The sequence below is a fragment of the Bacillus sp. iso_77 genome, from assembly GCF_056173625.1.
In genome coordinates this window covers 2,156,844-2,178,620 of the sequence record NZ_CM149683.1, presented here as the reverse complement: position 1 = coordinate 2,178,620, position 21,777 = coordinate 2,156,844, and the positions used below count along the sequence as shown (strand labels likewise).

Here is a 21,777-nt window from a genome sequence, read left to right as displayed (position 1 = left end):
AAGGAAAGGTGGGCAAGTATGAAGCTTGACGATCTGATTATCAAAGCCTCGCAGCTGCAGAATAAAACAGCGGCTGTGGCTCATGCAGAAGACGAAGAAGTGCTTCATGCCATCAAAATGGCAATCGAACGAAAAGTCGCTCGCTTCCTGCTGGTTGGAAACAAACGCAACCTAAAGGAGCTAGTCAAACAGCATGAGATCAACGAAGACTGGATAGATATTATTCATTCAGATTCACCCGAAGAATCTGCCAAAATTGCCGTTCAGGCAGTAAGTGAAAATCATGCAGATATTCTCATGAAGGGTCATGTCCCGACAGCCGTACTGTTAAAAGCTGTCCTAAATAAAGAATATGGACTTCGGACAGCGAGTGTCCTTTCACATGTTGCTGCCTTCGAAGTACCGGGCTTTGACCGTTTTATCTATGTGACGGACTCTGCGATGAACATTGCGCCTGATTTAAATATGCTGAAAGAAATTACGGTGAATTCCGTTCAAGTCGCACAAGCTGTCGGAAATGATATGCCCAAAGTGGCGGTATTATCAGCGGTAGAAGTCGTAAACCCAGCGATGGATTCGACGCTCACAGCTGCAAGCCTTGCGCAAATGAATCGAAGAGGTCAAATTTCTGGCTGTCTGATTGATGGGCCGCTTGCTTTAGATAATGCCATTTCTCAAACGGCAGCTTCTCATAAAAATATTACGAGTGATGTGGCTGGTCATGCAGATATTTTGCTTGTGCCAACCATTGAAGCAGGCAACATTCTTTATAAATCTCTCATCTATTTTGCTCATGCAAAAGTGGGAGCTGTGGTGGCAGGAGCGAAAGCACCGATTGCTTTAACAAGTCGGTCTGATTCAGCTGAAAGCAAGCTCTATTCAATTGCACTTGCCATCTGTACATCAAATTAAGTGAAAGTATTAGGAGGAATAGAAAATGGAACTTTTTAAATATATGGAACGATACGATTATGAACAGCTTGTATTTTGTCAGGATGAACAGTCTGGTTTAAAAGCCATCATTGCCATTCATGATACAACACTTGGGCCGGCACTCGGCGGAACAAGAATGTGGACATATGAAAATGAAGAAGCAGCTATCGAAGATGCCTTGCGTCTTGCAAGAGGTATGACTTATAAAAATGCGGCGGCAGGGCTTAACCTTGGCGGCGGTAAAACGGTCATCATTGGTGATCCGAGAAAAGAAAAAAATGAAGAAATGTTCCGTGCTTTTGGCCGTTACATTCAAGGATTAAATGGCCGTTATATCACCGCTGAAGATGTCGGTACAACGGTAGAAGATATGGATCTTATCCATGAAGAAACAGACTTTGTCACAGGCATCTCTCCTGCATTTGGTTCTTCAGGAAATCCATCTCCAGTGACTGCTTACGGTGTATATAAAGGGATGAAAGCAGCTGCAAAAGCAGCATTCGGTACAGATTCATTAGAAGGAAAAACAATTGCCGTTCAAGGTGTTGGAAACGTGGCTTACAACCTATGTAAACACCTGCATGAAGAAGGCGCACAGCTCATCGTCACTGATATCAACAAAGACTCAGTTCAGCGAGCTGTAGAAGACTTCGGTGCAAAAGCGGTAGACCCTGATGATATTTATGATCAAGAATGTGATATTTACGCACCATGTGCACTCGGTGCAACCATTAACGATGTGACAATTCCTAAATTAAAGGCAAAAGTCATCGCAGGTGCAGCGAATAACCAGCTGAGAGAAACACATCATGGAGATCTTATTCATGAAATGGGCATTGTGTATGCACCGGATTATGTGATCAATGCAGGCGGTGTGATTAACGTTGCAGATGAGCTTTATGGCTATAATGCAGATCGTGCAATGAAAAAAGTAGAAGGCATTTACCAAAACATTGAGCGAGTGATTGAAATCTCTAACCGTGATGCCATTCCAACTTATAAAGCGGCAGACCGATTGGCTGAAGAGCGAATTGAAAGAATGCGCAAATCAAGAAGCCAATTCCTGCAAAATGGTCAACATATTTTAAGTCGTCGCTAAATGGATGAATGAGTTGAAACGGAGGTTTTGTTTTTGCTGACAAAAGAATGGCGTATTCTCACTATTAATCCTGGCTCTACTTCAACAAAAATCGGTGTGTTTCATAATGAACGATCTATTTTTGAAACGACATTAAGACATACAGATGAGGAAATCAAGCAGTTTCCTCATATCATTGATCAATTTTCATTCCGTAAAGAAACCATTTTGAAAACACTGCATGAACAGGGGATGAACATCTCAAAGTTTGATGCAGTTTGCGCACGCGGTGGTCTTCTGCGTCCGATTGAAGGTGGCACATATGAAGTAAATGAGCAAATGGTTGAAGATCTAAAAGAAGGGTATGCTGGCCAGCACGCCTCTAATCTAGGCGGAATTATTGCCCGAGAAATTGCACTTGGCCTTAACATCCCAGCTTTTATTGTTGATCCCGTAGTCGTAGATGAACTGCAGCCGATTGCTCGTATTTCAGGACTGCCAACAATTGAGCGGAAAAGCATTTTTCATGCGTTAAATCAAAAAGCAGTCGCAAGAAAAACGGCTGCTTCGTTTGGAAAGCGTTACGAAGATTTGAACATGATCATTACCCATATGGGCGGCGGAATTACGATTGGTGTACATCAAAAAGGAAAAGTCATTGATGTGAATAACGGTCTTCATGGCGAGGGTCCTTTCAGCCCAGAGCGGGCAGGTACTCTTCCAACAGGTGACCTTGTTAATTTATGCTTTTCTGGTGAATATTCGCAAGAGGAAATGCTCAAACGTATTATTGGCGAAGGCGGACTTGCGGGCTATCTTGGTACGACAGATGCAGTAAAAGTAGAGCGCATGATTGAAGCAGGCGATGAGCGTGCGGCGCTTATTTATGAAGCGATGTGCTATCAAATTGCCAAAGAAATTGGTGCGGCTAGTGCGGTTTTAAAAGGAGCTGTTGACGTCATTGTGTTAACAGGAGGCCTTGCGTACAGCAAACAAATTACGTCAAGCATTAGAGGATACATTGACTGGATTTCAGATGTTGTTGTGTACCCAGGTGAAAATGAATTGCAATCCTTAGCAGAAGGGGCGCTTCGCATTTTAAAAGAAGAAGAATCACCAAAAGAATACCCAAATGATCAAAAGGCGGAGAAAGGAGTGACAAGTCATGGCAACTGAATATGACCTCGTCATTCTTGGTGGAGGCACAGGCGGCTATGTAGCGGCCATTCGTGCCTCTCAACTTGGATTGAAAACAGCAGTCGTAGAAAAATCAAAACTCGGTGGAACATGTCTTCATAAAGGCTGTATCCCATCTAAAGCGCTTCTTAGAAGTGCAGAAGTCTATCAAACGGTCAAACGTGCCGCTGATTTTGGCGTTGAAGCAAGCGGAATTGCCTTACAATTTGCCAACGTACAAAAAAGAAAAACAGAGATTGTCGACAAATTAGCAGGCGGCGTCAAACACTTAATGAAACAAGGGAAAATTGATGTATACGAAGGAATAGGCCGTATCCTAGGCCCTTCGATCTTTTCGCCAATGCCAGGAACCATCTCGGTAGAAATGGCGAATGGCGATGAAAATGAAATGCTGATTCCAAAGCAGGTTATCATTGCGACTGGGTCAAGACCGCGCGTCCTGCCTGGGCTTGAAGCGGATGGAACACACATCCTTACATCAGACGAAGCACTTGAACTGCAAGAACTCCCTCAGTCCATGCTAATTGTCGGCGGAGGCGTGATTGGGATCGAATGGGCTTCCATGCTTAACGATTTTGGCGTGAAAGTCACAGTGATCGAATTTGCAGATCGCATTTTACCAACAGAGGATCAAGATATTTCTAAAGAAATGGAAAAGCTTTTAACGAAAAAGGGCATCACCTTAGTGACAAATGCGAAGGTGATGCCAGATACTGCCGAAAAGCACGAGAATCTCGTCAAGATCCAAGTGGAACAAGGTGGAGACACTCAGTCGTTTGAAGCAGAGAAACTGCTTCTCTCAGTTGGCCGAGTGCCAAACGTGGAAGGCATAGGACTTGAAAACACAGACATCCAGACAGAAAAGCAAGGCATTGTCGTGAATGAGCATTATCAAACGAAAGAGTCGCATATTTACGCAATAGGTGATGTCATTGGCGGTCTTCAGCTGGCACATGTCGCATCACATGAAGGCATGATTGCAGTGGAACATATGGCTGGTCAAGATCCAAAGCCGCTTGATGAAACGCTCGTGTCTAAATGTGTTTACTCTCACCCAGAAACCGCTAGTGTTGGACTGACTGAACAGGCGGCAAAAGAGCAAGGCTACGAAGTCAAGATTGGGAAGTTTCCCTTCATGGCCATCGGAAAAGCGCTTGTATTTGGAGAGTCTGATGGATTTGTCAAAATCATTGCTGACCAAAAGACAGATGATATCTTAGGGATTCATATGATTGGTCCTCATGTAACAGATATGATATCTGAAGCTGGATTAGCCAAAGTACTAGATGCAACTCCGTGGGAAGTGGGGCAGACGATCCACCCGCACCCAACCTTGTCAGAAGCAATTGGCGAGGCAGCACTGGCTGTTGACGGAAAGGCGATCCATTTTTAATCAAGGAGGGAAACATGATGAGTAACATGCGTCATCAGGAATTAGGATTATCAGATGAACAAGCGATTGACATATATAGAACCATGCTTTTAGCAAGAAAAATTGATGAACGGATGTGGCTTTTAAACCGTTCTGGAAAAATTCCATTCGTCATCTCTTGTCAAGGACAGGAAGCGCAGCAAGTCGGTGCCGCTTTTGCCCTCAATAGGGAAGAGGATTACGTTTTACCTTATTACCGTGATATGGGGGTTGTCCTTGCATTCGGGATGACGGCGAAAGATTTAATGATGTCTGGTTTTGCGAAAAAAGACGATCCAAACTCAGGCGGGAGACAGATGCCAGGTCATTTTGGGCAAAGATCAAACCGAATTGTGACTGGATCATCACCTGTGACAACACAGGTTCCTCATGCGGTTGGCATCGCACTTGCCGGGCGTCTAGAGCAAAAGAATTTTGTTAGCTTTGTCACGTTCGGTGAAGGTTCTTCAAACCAAGGAGACTTCCACGAAGGCGCCAACTTTGCTGCGGTGCATAAGCTGCCTGTTATTTTCATGTGTGAAAACAATAAGTATGCGATTTCTGTCCCGTATGACAAACAAGTGGCATGTGAACGTATTTCAGATCGTGCAATAGGGTACGGAATGCCTGGTGTGACGGTGGATGGAAATGATCCGCTTGAAGTGTATGCAGCGGTCAAAGAAGCGAGAGACCGTGCGGCAAGAGGCGAAGGCCCAACATTGATCGAAACCATTTCTTACCGGTTAACTGCGCATTCAAGTGATGACGATGATTCTAGCTATCGAGAAAAAGAAGAAGTGCTCGAAGCAAGAAAGAAAGATCCGCTCATTCAATATGAAACGTACTTAATCGAAGGAAATGTCATGACTTCTGAAATGAAAGAAGAGATGACAAAAGAAATCATGCAAATCGTAAACGAAGCCACTGATGAAGCGGAAAACGCAGCTTATGCCGATGCAGAAAGCGCACTTCGTTACGTGTATGCGGAGTAAGGGGGAAGAAAAATGCCTGTTATGTCATATATAGACGCTATCACATTAGCGATGAAAGAAGAAATGGAGCGAGATCCGAAAGTGTTTGTGCTCGGAGAGGATGTCGGGAAAAAAGGCGGCGTATTTAAAGCAACAGCGGGTCTTTACGAGCAATTTGGAGAAGCGCGCGTCATGGATACACCTCTTGCCGAATCAGCGATTGCAGGTGTAGGTATTGGGGCTGCTATGTATGGAATGCGTCCGATCGCGGAGATGCAATTTGCGGATTTTATAATGCCAGCCATCAACCAAATCATTTCAGAGGCTGCAAAAATTAGATATCGTTCCAATAATGATTGGAGCTGCCCAATGGTCATTCGTGCTCCTTACGGGGGCGGCGTACACGGGGCGCTTTATCATTCACAATCGGTCGAAGCTATTTTTGCCAATCAGCCAGGCTTAAAGATTGTGATGCCTTCTACACCTTATGATGTCAAAGGGTTGTTAAAAGCCGCAGTGCGTGATCCAGATCCTGTATTGTTCTTTGAACACAAACGTGCATACCGTCTCATTAAAGGAGAAGTGCCTGAAGAGGATTATACGCTCCCTATTGGAAAAGCGGATGTGAAACGAGAAGGCGATGACATTACGGTCATTACATATGGCCTTTGTGTTCATTTTGCCCTCCAAGCAGCAGAGCGCCTTGCGAAGGACGGAATTTCTGCTCATATTCTCGATTTACGTACAGTGTACCCGCTTGATCAAGAAGCGATTATTGAAGCGGCATCAAAAACAGGGAAAGTACTCTTGTTAACAGAAGATACAAAAGAAGGAAGCATCATGAGTGAAGTGGCGGCCATCATTTCAGAGCATTGCTTGTTTGATTTAGATGCGCCAATTAAACGTCTAGCAGGACCTGATATCCCTGCAATGCCATATGCACCGACAATGGAGAAATTCTTCATGGTTAATCCGGATAAGGTAGAAGCTGAAATGAGAGAACTAGCGGCGTTTTAAGAAAGAGGAGGGTTTCAAAGTGGCAACTGAACAAATGAAAATGCCTCAGCTTGGTGAAAGTGTAACAGAAGGAACCATTAGCAAATGGCTCGTTTCACCTGGCGATCATGTGAATAAATACGATCCGATTGCGGAAGTCATGACAGATAAAGTAAATGCAGAGGTTCCATCATCCTTTACAGGAACAATCACTAAACTAGCGGCTGCAGAGGGTGATACACTTCAAGTAGGAGAAGTGTTTTGTGAAATTGAAGTAGAAGGCAGTGCTCAGCAGAGTGCGAAAATAGAAGAGGCACCTGCGCAAGATGAAGCACCAGCACCTGACCAAACAAATGTGGATCAGAGTCAAAAGAAACGATACTCTCCGGCAGTCCTGCGTTTAGCAGATGAGCACGGAATTGATTTAATGGCTGTTCAAGGAACGGGAGCTGGCGGCAGAATCACAAGAAAAGATTTGCTGAAGCTTATCGAAAGTGGAGGCGCAAAAGAAACAGCAGCACCTGTGAGTGAAGGTGCGGGTCAAACAGAACCTTCGCAACCGTCACAAGCAAAAGCGGCTCCTTCCATCTCTTCAATGCCTGGAGATGTTGAACTGCCGGTCACTCCGATTAGACAGGCGATTGCCGCAAACATGCTAAGAAGCAAGCATGAAATTCCACATGCCTGGACGATGATGGAAGTGGATGTGACAAACCTTGTGACAAGAAGAAATCAGCTAAAAGATCAATTCAAAGCAAAAGAAGGCTTTAATTTGACGTTCTTTGCGTTCTTTGTCAAAGCAGTGGCTCAGGCCTTAAAGGAATTCCCTGAAATGAACAGCATGTGGGCTGGTGATAAAATTGTTCAAAAGAAAGCGATCAATGTCTCCATTGCTGTTGCGACAGATGACGCTCTTTTTGTCCCAGTGATTAAAGATGCGGATGAGAAAACGATTAAGGGAATCGCCAAAGAAATTCATGAACTTGCTTTCAAGGTCAGACAAGGCAAACTGAAGCAAAGTGACATGGAAGGTGGCACTTTCACTGTGAACAACACAGGATCATTTGGTTCGGTTCAATCAATGGGGATTATTAACTATCCGCAAGCAGCCATTTTACAAGTAGAATCTATTGTAAAGCGCCCGATGATTGTAAATGGAATGATTGCCGCAAGAGATATGGTGAATCTTTGTCTTTCATTAGATCATAGAGTACTCGATGGTCTTGTATGCGGTAGATTCCTGCAAAGAATCAAACAAATTCTTGAAGGCATTGACGAAGAGACGTCCGTCTATTAAGCTCATTTATATGTCCCCTTCTCACAATGAGAGGGGGATTTCCATATCAATCAGAAAGGAGCGATGAGATGTCTGGACTAGATTTTTTTGCTTTTCTTACGATCGGTCTGATGTTTATCACAGCCATTGCGTTCGCTTTTCTTCGGTATATTTCCAAATCACGCAATCATCCTGAACGCTTACTGCTCATCATATCGATCGTTTCAATCATTCAAATCGCCTATTGCTTGTTGATGATAGGAGGATTTAAAGGAGTCGCCAATAGTTTATTAGGCATTTCCCTTCTGATAGGCACACTGCTAGGGTATGCACTTGAATATTTATACAGACGCTATATCAAAAAAACGCCCGCATCGAAATGATGCAGGCGTTTTCTTTATTCTGCCGGAACGATAAAGGTCAAATGCTGTTTTAATACTTCAAGGGAAGAAGGAGCGGTCATGTATACTTCACCATCTGTATCTGCATCCATTTCCTCTTTAGTATGAATATGAATGCGGGATGCTTGTATAAGAGACAGGTCACCTTTAAAATCTTCTAGCTCTTCGCGGTTCATTGAAAAAATCTCTTTTAAAGCAGAGAAACTCGTATTTCTGCAAATTAAAATTTCGGCTTTTCCATCATCAATTGAAGCATTTGGCAGATCTATTTTATTTGTACCGATAAAGTGCCCATTCATGACAAGGACAATCACAGCTTCTTCTTCCCAGTTTTCCTCTTCGGTTTCAATGCGTACGTAGAAAGGTTCTGTCTGCTGAAGGGTTCGAAGAGCGCTCGTGAAGTAGCTGATTTTTCCGAGGACAGCTTTTTCTTTATCATTAATATTGTTTGAGGTATCTGCGATGAGACCAATCCCCCAAAAATTTAAAAGGTATCGATCCTCTGCTTTGATTAAATCGACCTTTTTTTCAGTGCCATCTATCACCATTTGAGCGGCCTTTGGCATCTGCTGAGGGATGCCCAGCGTTCTAGAAAAGTCATTGCACGTCCCGCCAGGTAAGATCGCTACAGTCGGCCTTTTTTCTAAACCGCCAATTCCATTCATACATTCATGGACGGTTCCGTCTCCGCCTAGTATAATCAGCAATTCAACCGACTCATCCATTTCACGGCAGAAATGATAGGCATCATTCGGCTGTTTTGTAGGCTTAAGGATGAGTTCATCAATATGTAAAGAAAGAAGAGGCACTGTTTGACCTAGTGTTTTTTCCATGTTTTTTTGTCCAGCATTTCCGTTATAAATGAGTATCGCTTTTTTGAATTGTGCCATCACGCAGTTCTCCCTTTCATCACTTTACTATCACTTTTCCCCAATTCCACAGGTCATAAACGACGTTTGAAAAAAGTGAAGGGGGCGAAACAAGACATTTGCCCGCCGGCGTTTTCCTTGATATGATGTAGTTAAAATGGTTTGGTCGTAGAAGGAGTGGACGGTTATGAATATTGATTTTAATTTATTTATGAATGATATTGTGAAACAAGCACGAGAAGAGATTAAACAGGCAGGTTATACGGAACTGACAACAGCTGAAGAAGTCGATGAAGCGCTGACGAAAAAAGGAACGACACTTGTCATGGTGAATTCAGTGTGCGGCTGTGCAGGCGGTATTGCTAGACCAGCGGCTGGTTATTCTGTTCATTACGATAAGCGTCCAGATCAATTGCTCACAGTGTTTGCTGGACAGGACAAAGAAGCAACCGCAAGAGCACGTGAATACTTTGAAGGCTTCCCGCCATCTTCACCATCATTTGCTCTATTAAAAGACGGGAAAATCATTAAAATGGTCGAACGTCACGAAATCGAAGGACATGAACCGATGGAAGTGGTGTCAAAACTTCAAGCCGCTTTCGATGAGTATTGCGAAGAAGTGTAACATGTTACTTTTGAATGAATCATTTAGAGGCAGTCCGGTCTTTTGATCGGTCTGTTTTTTTGTTTTATATGACATATGAATCAAAATAATTTTAGCAAAATACTATTGCATATCAAAAAGAAAGTGTTTAAAATACATTATAGTGAATAAATATTCAAATCTACTCAAGATTTTAAATACTAGGAGGCATTATCATATGAAAAAGTGGTTATTATTACTTATGACAGCTGGTCTTGCAGCTGCATTAGCAGCATGCGGAACTTCTTCTAATAATTCAAACGCATCAGGAGACGACAAAACACTCATTATGGCGACTTCAGCAGATTATCCGCCATTTGAATCAAAAGACGGTGATAAAATTATCGGTTTTGATGTCGACCTTGCTACAGCTCTAGCGAAAAAGAACGGCTATAAGCTAGAAATTCAAGATATGGACTTTGCAAGCCTCGTGTCAGCTCTTAAAACAAATAAAGCTGATATTGTGCTTGCAGGCATGACACCTACTGAAAAGCGTAAAAAACAAGTTGATTTCTCAGATGTTTACTACAATGCTGAAAACTTGGTTGTATCAAAAAAATCTAGCGGTATAAAAACAGAGAAAGATTTAAAAGACAAAACGGTTGGCGTTCAATTAGGTTCTATCCAGCAAGATGAAGCAAACGGATTGCAAAAGAAATATAACTTAACGGTTGAAGATCGTAATAAAATCTCTGATATCATTCAAGAAATTAAAGCAGGCCGTTTTGATGCAGCCATTATTGAAGATAAAGTAGCGGCTGGCTACTTGAAAAAGGAAAAAGATTTCCAAGCATTTGGATTGAATAGCTCAAACGAAGGATCAGCCATTGCATTCAAAAAAAATAGCGACTTAACAGCGAAATTCAATAAATCATTAAAAGAAATGAAGGATAATGGCGAACTTGATAAACTCATTAAAAAATGGTTTGCTGATGAAAAGTAAGTCAGGAAAAGGATCAGCGTCATTCATGAAAATCAAGTAGAAAGCGCTGAAAAGTTCAACATGTGTTGAACTTTTTTCCTGTTTATTCTTTAATTTTATCTGAAGGAAAAAAGGAGAATATCATGATGGATTTTAAAGATGTAATACCTCAGATGCCCTTTATTTTAGAAGGTCTTAAAGTAACGCTTTCTATTGTTGTGGTATCACTGTTCCTTGGTTTTATTTTAGGAATCTTATTAACGCTCTGTAAAATTAGTGTATTTAAGCCGCTTATCTGGCTTGCCGATTTTTATACGTCAATCTTCCGAGGCACACCGCTTGTGCTTCAGCTTTTGATTATTTATTTTGGTCTTCCCCAGCTGCTCGGCTTTCAAATTGATCAATACTGGGCTGCTGTAGCCGCCTTTTCACTAAACTCGGCGGCGTACGTTTCTGAGATCATTCGTGCGGGAATCAATGCCATTGATAAAGGGCAAAAAGAAGCAGCCGTTGCTTTAGGTATCCCGTATGCTAAAATGATGAAGGACTTATTGCTTCCGCAAGCATTCAAAAATATTTCCCCAGCACTCGTGAACGAAACGATTACACTGACAAAAGAATCAGCGATTGTCACAGTCATTGGACTGGGCGATGTCATGAGACGAGCCTATCAAGCAGGTGCCGTCACCTATAACTATCTTGAACCGCTTATTTTTGCGGGTCTCATCTATTATGTCATCGTGCTTATTCTTACCTTCGTCGGCAAATCGGTGGAAAGGAAGTTAAAATCAAATGATTAAAATAGAGAAACTCACAAAATCTTTCGGTAAAAATGAAGTGTTGAAAGGGATTGATACCACGATTAAAGAAGGCGAAGTGGTAGCTGTCATCGGGCCGTCTGGTTCAGGAAAATCAACATTTCTTCGCTGTATTAACTTACTTGAAAAACCGACTTCTGGAGTGATTACGATTCAGGGGACGGAAATTACCAATCCAAAAACAAATGCACTAAAAGTGCGCGAGAATATTGGTATGGTGTTTCAACATTTTCATTTATTCCCGCACAAAACAGTGCTAGAAAATATTACGTATGCGCCAATGAATGTAAAGAACCAATCGAAGGAAGACAGCATCAAGCAGGCAGAGGATCTTTTAAAAAAGGTCGGACTTTTAGAGAAAAAAGATGATTATCCGAATCGGTTGTCAGGTGGTCAAAAGCAACGTGTCGCCATTGCACGTGCCCTTGCGATGACACCAGACATCATGCTTTTTGACGAGCCGACGTCTGCTCTTGATCCAGAAATGGTAAAGGAAGTATTAGAGGTCATGAAAGAGCTCGCTCAATCTGGGATGACGCTGATGATCGTCACACATGAAATGGGCTTTGCAAAAGAAGTGGCAGACCGTGTGATCTTTATGGATGATGGGAAAATTGTAGAGGATGCAAATCCTGTAGAATTCTTTGAATCTCCGTCTTCACAGCGTGCTCAAGATTTCTTGCAAAAAATATTATAATGAAAAAAACGAGGGGGAGACTTAACATCTCCTTCTTTTTTTGATTATAATGGGGAAAGTAAAAAAAAGTTCATCATTTCACAAAAGTAGACAGAAAAGAGTGAATCACATCATGTTTAAAATCGGCTACCGAACGCTGAAAACAGCATTAGGAACAGCTCTAGCCATTTACATTGCACAAATGCTCGGTCTGCAAAACTATTCAGCTGCCGGCATTATTACGATCCTTTGTATTCAGGTGACGAAAAAAAGGTCACTCCTCGCATCTGGGGCCCGCTTTGCCGCATGCAGTCTTGCCATCTTATTTTCTTATTTGTTTTTTGATCTGATTGGGTATCATCCTTTCGTCATTGGACTGATGCTGCTCGTCTTTATTCCAACAACGGTCTTGCTTCGGATTAAAGAAGGGATTGTCACAAGTTCAGTGATCATCCTTCATTTGTATATGTCTGGAGGCATTACGCTTCATCTCATCTGGAATGAGCTTTTACTTATCACCATTGGTGTAGGGGTCGCACTCATTATGAATCTGTATATGCCTAGCGTTGATAAAAAGCTGAAACAATACAGTGAACAAATTGAAGCGAATTTTGCGAAAATCTTTGAAGAAATCGAGCAATATTTAATGACCGGAAAACAAGACTGGACAGGAAAAGAAATACCAGAGACGCATCAATTGATTAAAGAAGCGAAAGCTCTTGCATACCGTGATGTTGAAAATCATGTCTTAAGACATGAAAATCTCTATTATCATTATTTCAACATGAGACAAAAGCAATTTGAAATCATTGAGCGGGTGCTTCCGAAAATTACGTCCATATCTGTTACAACGGAGCATGGGCAAATCATTGCAGAATATATTAGAGATTTACGAGAACATATTCACCCAGGGAACACGGCGCATAAGTTCTTAAGACGCCTGATTGATATGAAAGAAGAGTTTGATGCACTGCCGCTTCCGCAAACACGTGAAGAATTTGAGGCTAGAGCCGCACTCTTTCATTTTCTCGGAGAAATGGAACAATATTTGGTGCTGAAAAGCTATTTTAAAGGGATGAAAGAATAAAGACGCATGAGTTCCTCCTTCATTGGTCAATCTAATGAAAAAGGAGGAGCCTATGCGTCTTTTATTTTATACTGTGCTGACCATGTCCCTTTCACCCATCTGGCCGCTCGGGCAAAACCCGCTTCCAGGAGACCCGTATGTCATTATTAATAAACAAACGAATGAGCTTGCGTATATTGATCATGGGAAAATTCAAAAAGTCTACCCGGCTTCTACTGGCAAAACAGCTGATTTAACGCCAGAAGGTGAATTTACGATTATGATCAAAGCGAAAGATCCTTATTACAGAAGAAAAAATATTGAAGGCGGCGCGAAGAATAACCCACTCGGCCGAAGGTGGATTGGATTTGATGCGCGAGGAACCGACGGGAGAACCTATGGCATTCATGGAACAAGTGATGAGACATCGATAGGGAAATTTATTACGGCAGGCTGTGTACGTCTTCATAATCAAGATGTAGAACGGCTATTTGATCAGCTTCCAGTTGGTACAAAGGTATGGATCACGACATCAAGCGATGCATTTGAGAAACTGGCCAAAGACAAACAGGCCATTCGTTAAAAAACGAATCACCTGCTTGTCTGCTTTTTTATCAACGCTTTATAAAAAGGCTGCCGCTCCTGCTAAAAGTGAAGAAATTAACAGTAAGCTAATCATGAGCAATACCATAAATTTCATGAATTTCTGAGACATATCGCACCCCTATAATCAAATGTTTTTGCGACGAGCGCACCTTTCTTTATTCTAGCTCGTTTTTACGCAGGCGACAAGTGATGTACAAAGGAAGTGAACGGATGAATCAAATCGATCATATTGCTATTGCCGTTTTTTCAATTCAAAAAACAGCACGTACGTTCTCTAGGCTGTTTAACTGGGAATTTTCAGACATAGAAGTACTTCCGAATCAAGGGGTCAAAGTATCTTTTGCTTCCCTAGGTGATCTGCACATTGAGTTGATTGAACCGATGTCGGATCACAGCACATTACATACCTTTTTAATAAAAAGAGGAGAGGGGCTTCATCATATTGCATTAAAGTCAGGTGACATTCAGGCTGATCTCAGTCAACTTGACGAGCTCGGTGTACAGCTCATTCAAAAGGGCGCACAAAATGGTGCGAACGGAAAGCGCATTGCGTTTATTTCACCAAAAGAAACGTCAGGTGTGCTAATTGAATTGTGTGAGCCTTTGAAAGGAGAGAAACAGAAAGATGCATGAATCGTTCAATGACTTGACTGAATGGCGCAAGAAAGCTTTATGGGGCGGCGGTGAAAAACGAGCAGCGGCTCACCGAAACAAAGGAAAGCTGACTGTTCGGCAGCGGCTTCATGAACTTCTTGATGAAGGCAGCTTTATGGAAATTCAGTCATTTGCTAAAGGCTCCCGCTCAGAACATTTAGGGGATGGCGTGGTCACTGGGACGGGACTGATTCATGGGAGACAAGTAGGCGTTTATGCACAAGATGCGACCGTGTACGGGGGTTCGCTAGGGGACATGCATGCGAAAAAAATAGCGGCTTTAATGGATTTGGCTGCTAAAAATCAAATGCCTGTTATCGGTCTAAAAGACTCAGGTGGTGCGAGAATTCAAGAGGGTGTGGTATCATTAGAAGGATACGGTCAGATTTTTAAACGGAATGTGCTGTACTCTGGTCAAATTCCGCAAATATCCGTTATTTTAGGCTCCTGTGCGGGAGGTGCAGTATATTCACCTGCATTGACGGATTTTGTATTCATGACGGAGCAAACAGCTCATATGTTTTTAACTGGTCCGAAAGTGATAGAAAAAGCAACAGGAGAGACGGTCTGTCCTGACCGGCTTGGAGGTGCAGCGGTTCAGCATCAAACAAGCGGGAATGTGCACTATACAGGGAAAGATGAGAGAGACGTGTTAAAAGCAGTTCGAACGCTTTTAACGTACATACCAACGAAACGACGGCCTGTCATTCATCGTAAGGTGCAAAAGCATGATGCGAGCGATCTTGGGAACATCTTGCCAAAGGAGCCATCACGTACTTATGATGTCAAACAAGTGGTGACAGCGATCACCGACCACGGCTCATTTTTTGAAACGCAGCGTTGTTTCTCCAAAAATATCGTCACAGGTTTTGCCAGATTACAAGGGTCTTCCATTGGTCTTGTAGCCAATCAGCCTAAGGTGCTGGCAGGAAGCCTTGACCTCAATGCTGCTGATAAAGCGGCTCGGTTTATTCGATTTTGCGATGCATTTCATATTCCCATTTTAACCCTTGTGGACGTTCCTGGTTTTTTGCCAGGTGAGAAAGCTGAGCATGCAGGCATTATCCGCCACGGCGCAAAGCTTCTGTATGCGTACGCTGAGGCGACCGTTCCAAAGATCACTGTGATTTTGCGAAAGGCGTTTGGCGGTGCATACGTTGCGATGAATAGTAAGGGCTTAGGTGCTGACTTTGTCTATGCATGGCCAGAGGCAGAAATTGATGTCATGGGAAAATCGTTCGCAGACGAAATTGTTCATCCTGCTTTGCGTGAGGTGGACAATGAACCTAGTGTCATGAAGGCAGCACAATTAGGATTAATCGACGATATTTTAATGCCAGATGAAACGAGAGAGCGGCTCATTCGCTCATTTGACCTGCTTCGCAGTAAGGAAGAAGATAGACCGTTAAAAAAGCATGGAAACATGCCGCTATAAGAGGAGGAACATCATCATGATCAATGAGAAACGCTTATTAGACGAATTTTTAGAACTTGTTCAAATCGATTCAGAAACGAAACATGAAGAAAAAATTGTTGAAGTCCTAAAAGAGAAATTTACTGGTTTAGGGCTTAATGTAGTTGAAGATGATTCAAAAGAGACAACCGGTCATGGAGCAGGCAATCTTATTTGCACACTTGAAGGGAATCAAGAGGCAGATACGATTTATTTTACTTCTCATATGGATACAGTTGTACCAGGTAATGGTGTTAAGCCAGTCATTGAAGACGGCTATGTCAAGACAGATGGCACAACCATTCTTGGTGCTGACGATAAAACAGGGCTTGCTGCGATGTTTGAAGCGATCCGTGTCCTAAAAGAGAAAAATGTACCGCATGGCAAGATTGAATTTGTCATTACAGCTGGTGAAGAATCAGGACTTGTAGGAGCAAAAGCGTTAGATCCGAAACTGATGACAGCAAAATATGGTTATGCCCTTGATTCAGATGGCAAGGTCGGTACCATTATCGTGGCTGCGCCAACACAGGCGAAAGTACGTGCAACCATTTACGGAAAAACAGCTCACGCAGGTGTGGCACCTGAAAAAGGCGTCTCTGCGATTACGATTGCATCAAAAGCGATCGCGAGCATGCCGCTTGGCCGTATTGATGAAGAAACAACGGCGAATATCGGCCGTTTTGAAGGCGGAACACAAACGAATATTGTCTGTGATCAAGTGGATATTTTGGCAGAGGCACGTTCTTTAGAACCGGCAAAAATGGAAGCGCAAGTAGCGAAAATGAAAGAAGCCTTTGAAGAAACCGCTAAAGAAATGGGCGGAAGTGCCGATGTACAAATTGACATCATGTATCCAGGCTTTAAATTCTCACACGGCGATCAAGTCGTTGAAGTGGCGAAAAAAGCGGCTGCGAAAATTGGCCGAACTTCAGAACTACAGACAAGCGGGGGAGGCAGTGATGCAAACGTCATTGCTGGAAACGGCATCCCGACCGTCAACCTAGCTGTTGGATATGAAGATATTCATACGAAAAATGAGAAAATGCCGATTGAAGAATTAGTCAAGACAGCTGAAATGGTTCTCGCCATTATCGAAGAAACGACAAATCCATCGTAAAGGCAGGAGACTCTGTGAGCACGCAAAAGATCATTATTTTCCAGGTGGGACAAGAGGATTTTGGTATCAGCGTAGAACATATACGCTCAATTGAGAAGGTCCCTTATTTACAAGAAGTATCGAACCTTCCAAAAGAGATTAAAGGACTCATGTCGTTAAGAGGAGAGGTCATTCCAGTCAGTGACACAGGTGTCATGCTGCACGGAAAACCTCTGGATGTAACCGAACAGTCTAAGGTTCTACTATTTGAATTAAACGATCAAATGATTGGCTGCCTTGTTTCTGATGCAAAAGATATCATTGATATCGAGCTAAGTGAAATCAAGCCATTTCATATGAACACAAAAGCATCTGAATATTTCTTCGGCGTCGTTGAGAGAGACAACAAGATGATTTTACAAGTGGACCCTAATAAGTTTCTAGGGAAAATTGAGGATCTTGATCAATTGCCTGAGCGATTGAAAGAGGAATTGGCATAAACAAAGGCCCCTTATCCATGGATAAGGGGTCATTTTGCGTGCCGGAGCTCACGCATCTTTTATTTGTTGCGCTCTACAGAAGACAAATAAAGCCCCCTTATCATGTTCGGGTAAGGGGGCTATCATTTATTCAGCTGCTGGGTTAATTGAATCGTTTGCCGCAGCTTTTGTTTTTGATTTTTGGTACATCACATTTAAAATAATCGTTTGAATGGTGAGTAAAAGTCCACTTGTCATCCAATATAAAGGAAGAGCAGCGGGAGCATTAATTGATAGAAACAGCATCATGACTGGGAAAATCATGCCCATGATTTTTGCTTGTTTCAGTGCAGCTTCTGTTTGGGTGCCTGATTGCTTTGCGAATTTTTGTGTGACATAAAATTGCAAGAAATACATGGCCCCTGCAAAGATCGCCACCAAAAGATCAGTTTGTCCTAAGTTAAACCATAAGAACGAATGTGTTGCGATCTCAGGTGTTGAGCGGATTGCTGAGTAAAAGCCAAGAACAATTGGGATTTGAATCAGCATCGGCAGACAGCCCATTGCCAGCGGGTTCACATTGTTGTCTTTATATACTTTCATCATTTCCATTTGCAGTTCTTTTTGTTTTTCAGGTTCTTTTGTTTTTTTCAATTTGCTTTGTATTTGGTCAATCTGAGGCTTAACGAGTGCCATTTTCTCTTGCATCACTCTCTGCTTTTTAAATTGGTTTGCAAAAAGCGGGAAAATAAGCAGTCGGACAATCAATGTTACGAACATAATAGATAAACCGTAGTCATCATGGAAAAAGTTCGCAAGCCAGATAATCAACTCAGAAAAAGGCTGAACAAAATAATGATGGAAAAACCCATCAGAGCTTGTATTTGTTTGCGCACTTGCAGCAAATGCAGGTGACGCTACCATCATAAAAAATAAAGTCGTACAAATTGTCAATAAACGTTTCAATTCGTTTCCTCCTCAATAATAAAATCTAATAAGAGAGAGGAAGCGAATGGTCTTCATCATCATTTGATGATCTTTTCATTCGAATGACTTTACTAATCCAAGTTGTAATGCGATCATATATGATAAACAGAAAGTCTGTTCGATTCAAACAAGATGCATCCAACTCTTCTAAACGATGTCCTCCGAGGTGCTCGTTCATTCGGCAGTCTTTTAATAAGAAGGCAATACCGATGGCGGTCAGCGCTGGAAGAATAATCGTAAAGAATTCAACAAGGAAAAAGACTTCATTGAATGTATCAATAATCATGATTATCACATCCATTTCATTACTCACAGTGTACTATACACCATATGAAATGTCTAATGGAACAAACAGGTGAAATCACGGTGAAGTGAAGGAAAGTAGATCACCTAAGGAGGCAAGCGAATGGCTGATTCTCAAAAGAAGGGGCGAATCATTTTTCATATTGATATGAATAGTTTTTATGCATCGGTAGAAATGGCGTATGATCCTTCTTTGAGAGGGAAACCTTTAGCCATTAGCGGAAATGCAAAAGAGCGCAAAGGGATAGTTGTGACCTGCAGCTACGAGGCAAGAGCACTCGGGGTGAAGCCGCCGATGCCACTCTGGGAAGCGAAGCGGCTATGTCCGGGACTGATTGTGCGTACACCCAACTTCGACCGGTACCGCAGCTCCTCACAAGAAATGTTTACCATACTAAGAGAATATAGTGACTTAGTTGAACCCGTTTCAATTGATGAAGGCTATATTGATTTAACCGATACACCTTATGCTGAGCATGCCGTGAAAACCGCTCATGATATTCAAACGAGGCTCGTAGAAGAGCTCATGCTTCCATCGAGTATTGGCATTGCACCGAATAAATTTCTAGCGAAGATGGCGTCTAATTGGAAAAAGCCAATGGGCATTACCATTTTGCGTAAACGAGATGTCCCGACAATGCTCTGGCCGCTCCCTGCAGGTGACATGCATGGGGTTGGACAGAAAACGGCAGATAAGCTGAAAACCATCGGAATTCATACAATTGAAGATTTAGCGAAAGCGAATGAATATGCGCTAAAAGAGTTATTAGGCATCAATGGACCGAGGTTAAAGCAAAAGGCAAACGGAGAGCATGACGGCATTGTCGACCCAGAAAGAATATACGAATTTAAATCTGTCGGCAATTCTTCCACTCTTCCTCACGATTCTGATGATACAGATGAACTCGTCTCATTAATAGAGAAACTGTCGCAATCGGTGAGTGCCAGATTACGAAGAAAAGAAGTAATGGCAAACCGGCTGCTCATTATGATTCGGTATGCAAGCTGGAAAAATATCACACGGAGCGTCACACTCACGAATCCTACTGATCGAAAGGAAGATCTATTTGAGGCGGCAAAGCAGCTATTCCTAAAGCATTGGAATGACCAGCCAGTAAGACTTTTAGGCGTGACGGGGACCGATCTTGTGGAACGAAAATCAGCCGTCAAGCAACTTGATTTATTCTCTTATACAGAAGATGCAAAAGACGAACCGCTCCAATCTCTTTTAGACGGACTGAAAGAAAAATACGGTAAACCACTCATTCAAAGAGGAGTGACCATTAAGGAAAAAGAGAGCAAAACAAGTGGTACAAGTTTTAATAAAGACTTTTTTCAGGACGAAAGAGGAAATGACTAGCCTGAAAACTTGATAAAAGAGGTGATGTTGTGGTAATTTCAAAGGGTACATCATTTCAGCAGTAATCAATATAGTGTGTTAGAAGGGACGTCAGAATTATGTCAAAACAACAAATCGGTGTCGTTGGACTAGCCGTTATGGGAAAAAACCTTGCCCTAAATATTGAAAGCCGCGGTTTCTCCGTGTCCGTTTATAACAGATCTAGCAGCAAAACAGAAGAGTTTCTTCAAGAATCACAAGGGAAAAACGTTGTAGGCACATACAGCATTGAAGAATTTGTTCAATCGCTTGAAACGCCGCGTAAAATTCTTTTAATGGTAAAAGCAGGTGCAGCAACAGATGCAACCATTCAATCATTACTTCCTCACCTAGAGAAAGGTGACATTTTAATTGATGGTGGAAATACATATTACAAGGATACACAAAGACGTAACCAAGAGCTTGCGGAAAGTGGTATTCACTTCATTGGTACAGGTGTTTCTGGCGGTGAAGAAGGCGCACTTAAAGGTCCTTCTATCATGCCTGGCGGTCAAAAAGAAGCGCACGAGCTAGTGAAACCAATTTTAGAAGCCATCTCTGCGAAAGTAGATGGTGAGCCTTGTACAACGTATATCGGTCCAGATGGAGCAGGACATTATGTCAAAATGGTTCATAACGGTATCGAGTACGGAGACATGCAATTGATCTCTGAATCATACTTTATCTTGAAGCATGTCGCTGGTTTATCAGCAGGGGAGCTTCATGAAGTATTCTCAGAGTGGAATAAAGGAGAACTTGACAGCTACTTAATCGAAATCACAGCTGACATTTTCACAAAAGTGGACGAAGAAACGAACCAGCCGCTAGTAGATGTCATCTTAGATAAAGCTGGCCAAAAAGGAACTGGAAAATGGACAAGCCAAAGCTCACTTGATTTAGGTGTCCCGCTTCCAATCATTACGGAGTCTGTTTTCGCTCGTTTTATTTCTGCGATGAAAGATGAGCGTGTGGAAGCAAGTCAATTAATTCAAGGGCCTGAGCCAACTCAATCAGCTGAAGATAAACAAGCATTAATCGAAGCAGTTAGAAAAGCTCTCTTCATGAGTAAAATCTGCTCATATGCACAAGGTTTTGCGCAAATGAAAGCAGCGTCTGATGAGTATAACTGGGATTTGAAATACGGTGAAATTGCGATGATCTTCCGCGGTGGATGTATCATTCGTGCAGCCTTCCTGCAGCAAATCAAAGAAGCATATGACCGTAACCCTGAATTGAAAAACCTATTACTTGATCCTTACTTCAAGGATATCGTAGAAAGCTATCAATCATCACTTCGTAAAGTGATTTCACTTGCAGTAGAACAAGGTGTTCCTGTTCCTTCATTCTCAAGTGCACTTGCTTACTTTGATAGCTATCGTACAGCTGTCCTTCCAGCTAACTTAATTCAAGCACAGCGTGACTACTTCGGCGCACATACGTATGAGCGCACAGATAAAGAAGGCGTCTTCCATACTGAATGGATGAAATAAGTATACAACCTCAAAAGACCTTACCTTTGGTAAGGTCTTTTTTGTGTTTACATCTATTCGGCTAAAAATCC

The 21,777-nt window shown here is 42.3% G+C and carries 24 protein-coding genes; 20 read left to right on the top strand and 4 right to left on the bottom strand.

Annotated features, from left to right (window positions below; all coding sequences use genetic code 11):
* Nucleotides 1–18: 18 nt before the first annotated feature.
* From yqiS to AC0VYC_RS11055, 8 genes are all read left to right on the top strand, one after another.
* A complete protein-coding gene (gene yqiS / locus AC0VYC_RS11090; RefSeq protein WP_008342231.1) occupies nucleotides 19–912 on the top strand; it encodes a phosphate butyryltransferase in 894 nt (297 codons plus the stop codon).
* Nucleotides 913–937: 25 nt separating this feature from the next.
* A complete protein-coding gene (gene bcd / locus AC0VYC_RS11085) occupies nucleotides 938–2,032 on the top strand; it encodes a branched-chain amino acid dehydrogenase (RefSeq protein WP_024718888.1) in 1,095 nt (364 codons plus the stop codon).
* Between the two features lie 33 nt (nucleotides 2,033–2,065).
* Nucleotides 2,066–3,187 carry a butyrate kinase gene (gene buk / locus AC0VYC_RS11080; RefSeq protein ID WP_017357958.1) on the top strand — a complete coding sequence of 374 codons (1,122 nt, stop codon included), beginning with the start codon at nucleotides 2,066–2,068 and terminating at the stop codon, nucleotides 3,185–3,187.
* Nucleotides 3,177–4,601 carry a dihydrolipoyl dehydrogenase gene (gene lpdA / locus AC0VYC_RS11075; protein WP_286068094.1) on the top strand — a complete coding sequence of 475 codons (1,425 nt, stop codon included), beginning with the start codon at nucleotides 3,177–3,179 and terminating at the stop codon, nucleotides 4,599–4,601. The genes buk and lpdA overlap by 11 nt, the downstream gene beginning before the upstream one ends.
* A gap of 17 nt (nucleotides 4,602–4,618) precedes the next feature.
* Nucleotides 4,619–5,611, top strand: coding sequence for a thiamine pyrophosphate-dependent dehydrogenase E1 component subunit alpha (locus AC0VYC_RS11070; RefSeq protein ID WP_017367570.1), 993 nt, complete (start codon nucleotides 4,619–4,621; stop codon nucleotides 5,609–5,611).
* A 12-nt stretch (nucleotides 5,612–5,623) separates the two neighbouring features.
* The gene (locus tag AC0VYC_RS11065) at nucleotides 5,624–6,607 is read left to right on the top strand and encodes an alpha-ketoacid dehydrogenase subunit beta (RefSeq protein ID WP_007501148.1); all 984 of its coding nucleotides are present in this window, start codon (nucleotides 5,624–5,626) and stop codon (nucleotides 6,605–6,607) included.
* Between the two features lie 19 nt (nucleotides 6,608–6,626).
* Nucleotides 6,627–7,883: a dihydrolipoamide acetyltransferase family protein gene (locus tag AC0VYC_RS11060; protein WP_475388451.1), complete on the top strand. Its 1,257-nt coding sequence runs from the start codon at nucleotides 6,627–6,629 to the stop codon at nucleotides 7,881–7,883.
* 68 nt (nucleotides 7,884–7,951) lie between these two features.
* Nucleotides 7,952–8,245, top strand: coding sequence for a YesK family protein (locus tag AC0VYC_RS11055; RefSeq protein WP_008342236.1), 294 nt, complete (start codon nucleotides 7,952–7,954; stop codon nucleotides 8,243–8,245).
* Nucleotides 8,246–8,259: 14 nt separating this feature from the next.
* Here the strand turns inward: AC0VYC_RS11055 and AC0VYC_RS11050 are convergent, their stop codons facing one another.
* Entirely contained in the window at nucleotides 8,260–9,153 is an 894-nt protein-coding gene (locus AC0VYC_RS11050) for a YegS/Rv2252/BmrU family lipid kinase (RefSeq protein ID WP_017367568.1), read from the bottom strand.
* A gap of 166 nt (nucleotides 9,154–9,319) precedes the next feature.
* On the opposite strand from AC0VYC_RS11050, the gene AC0VYC_RS11045 reads away from it, so the two are divergent.
* The 6 genes from AC0VYC_RS11045 to AC0VYC_RS11020 all read left to right on the top strand — a co-directional run bounded on the left by AC0VYC_RS11045 (nucleotide 9,320) and on the right by AC0VYC_RS11020 (nucleotide 13,840).
* Complete coding sequence (locus AC0VYC_RS11045) at nucleotides 9,320–9,757, top strand: BrxA/BrxB family bacilliredoxin (RefSeq protein WP_007501138.1); 438 nt, start codon at nucleotides 9,320–9,322, stop codon at nucleotides 9,755–9,757.
* 196 nt (nucleotides 9,758–9,953) lie between these two features.
* Nucleotides 9,954–10,718 (top strand): transporter substrate-binding domain-containing protein, encoded by a 765-nt coding sequence (locus tag AC0VYC_RS11040; protein ID WP_008342238.1) that lies wholly within the window; start codon nucleotides 9,954–9,956, stop codon nucleotides 10,716–10,718.
* Between the two features lie 125 nt (nucleotides 10,719–10,843).
* Nucleotides 10,844–11,497: an amino acid ABC transporter permease gene (locus AC0VYC_RS11035; RefSeq protein WP_008342239.1), complete on the top strand. Its 654-nt coding sequence runs from the start codon at nucleotides 10,844–10,846 to the stop codon at nucleotides 11,495–11,497.
* Nucleotides 11,490–12,212: an amino acid ABC transporter ATP-binding protein gene (locus AC0VYC_RS11030; RefSeq protein WP_008342240.1), complete on the top strand. Its 723-nt coding sequence runs from the start codon at nucleotides 11,490–11,492 to the stop codon at nucleotides 12,210–12,212. The genes AC0VYC_RS11035 and AC0VYC_RS11030 overlap by 8 nt, the downstream gene beginning before the upstream one ends.
* Before the next feature lie 112 nt (nucleotides 12,213–12,324).
* On the top strand, nucleotides 12,325–13,278 hold the full coding sequence (locus tag AC0VYC_RS11025) for an aromatic acid exporter family protein (protein ID WP_007501130.1): 954 nt from the start codon (nucleotides 12,325–12,327) through the stop codon (nucleotides 13,276–13,278).
* A 52-nt stretch (nucleotides 13,279–13,330) separates the two neighbouring features.
* A complete protein-coding gene (locus tag AC0VYC_RS11020; RefSeq protein WP_008342241.1) occupies nucleotides 13,331–13,840 on the top strand; it encodes a L,D-transpeptidase in 510 nt (169 codons plus the stop codon).
* A gap of 39 nt (nucleotides 13,841–13,879) precedes the next feature.
* Here the strand turns inward: AC0VYC_RS11020 and prli42 are convergent, their stop codons facing one another.
* A complete protein-coding gene (prli42, locus tag AC0VYC_RS11015; protein ID WP_017357951.1) occupies nucleotides 13,880–13,972 on the bottom strand; it encodes a stressosome-associated protein Prli42 in 93 nt (30 codons plus the stop codon).
* A gap of 101 nt (nucleotides 13,973–14,073) precedes the next feature.
* On the opposite strand from prli42, the gene mce reads away from it, so the two are divergent.
* The 4 genes from mce to AC0VYC_RS10995 are packed head-to-tail and all read left to right on the top strand — an operon-like array spanning nucleotide 14,074 to nucleotide 17,569.
* Entirely contained in the window at nucleotides 14,074–14,496 is a 423-nt protein-coding gene (mce, locus tag AC0VYC_RS11010) for a methylmalonyl-CoA epimerase (protein ID WP_427243190.1), read from the top strand.
* The gene (locus tag AC0VYC_RS11005; protein ID WP_335350748.1) at nucleotides 14,489–15,952 is read left to right on the top strand and encodes an acyl-CoA carboxylase subunit beta; all 1,464 of its coding nucleotides are present in this window, start codon (nucleotides 14,489–14,491) and stop codon (nucleotides 15,950–15,952) included. Before mce ends, AC0VYC_RS11005 begins: the two co-directional genes overlap by 8 nt.
* Before the next feature lie 16 nt (nucleotides 15,953–15,968).
* Nucleotides 15,969–17,090, top strand: coding sequence for a M20/M25/M40 family metallo-hydrolase (locus AC0VYC_RS11000; protein ID WP_335350747.1), 1,122 nt, complete (start codon nucleotides 15,969–15,971; stop codon nucleotides 17,088–17,090).
* Nucleotides 17,091–17,104: 14 nt separating this feature from the next.
* A complete protein-coding gene (locus AC0VYC_RS10995) occupies nucleotides 17,105–17,569 on the top strand; it encodes a chemotaxis protein CheW (protein WP_041091775.1) in 465 nt (154 codons plus the stop codon).
* 126 nt (nucleotides 17,570–17,695) lie between these two features.
* Here the strand turns inward: AC0VYC_RS10995 and AC0VYC_RS10990 are convergent, their stop codons facing one another.
* Entirely contained in the window at nucleotides 17,696–18,514 is an 819-nt protein-coding gene (locus AC0VYC_RS10990) for a membrane protein insertase YidC (protein ID WP_024718902.1), read from the bottom strand.
* Nucleotides 18,515–18,539: 25 nt separating this feature from the next.
* Nucleotides 18,540–18,821, bottom strand: coding sequence for a hypothetical protein (locus AC0VYC_RS10985; protein ID WP_008342247.1), 282 nt, complete (start codon nucleotides 18,819–18,821; stop codon nucleotides 18,540–18,542).
* Between the two features lie 120 nt (nucleotides 18,822–18,941).
* On the opposite strand from AC0VYC_RS10985, the gene AC0VYC_RS10980 reads away from it, so the two are divergent.
* Both AC0VYC_RS10980 and gndA read left to right on the top strand, forming a co-directional pair.
* Entirely contained in the window at nucleotides 18,942–20,198 is a 1,257-nt protein-coding gene (locus AC0VYC_RS10980) for a DNA polymerase IV (protein WP_007501120.1), read from the top strand.
* Between the two features lie 98 nt (nucleotides 20,199–20,296).
* Nucleotides 20,297–21,706 carry an NADP-dependent phosphogluconate dehydrogenase gene (gene gndA / locus AC0VYC_RS10975; protein WP_025207592.1) on the top strand — a complete coding sequence of 470 codons (1,410 nt, stop codon included), beginning with the start codon at nucleotides 20,297–20,299 and terminating at the stop codon, nucleotides 21,704–21,706.
* Nucleotides 21,707–21,777 lie beyond the last annotated feature (71 nt).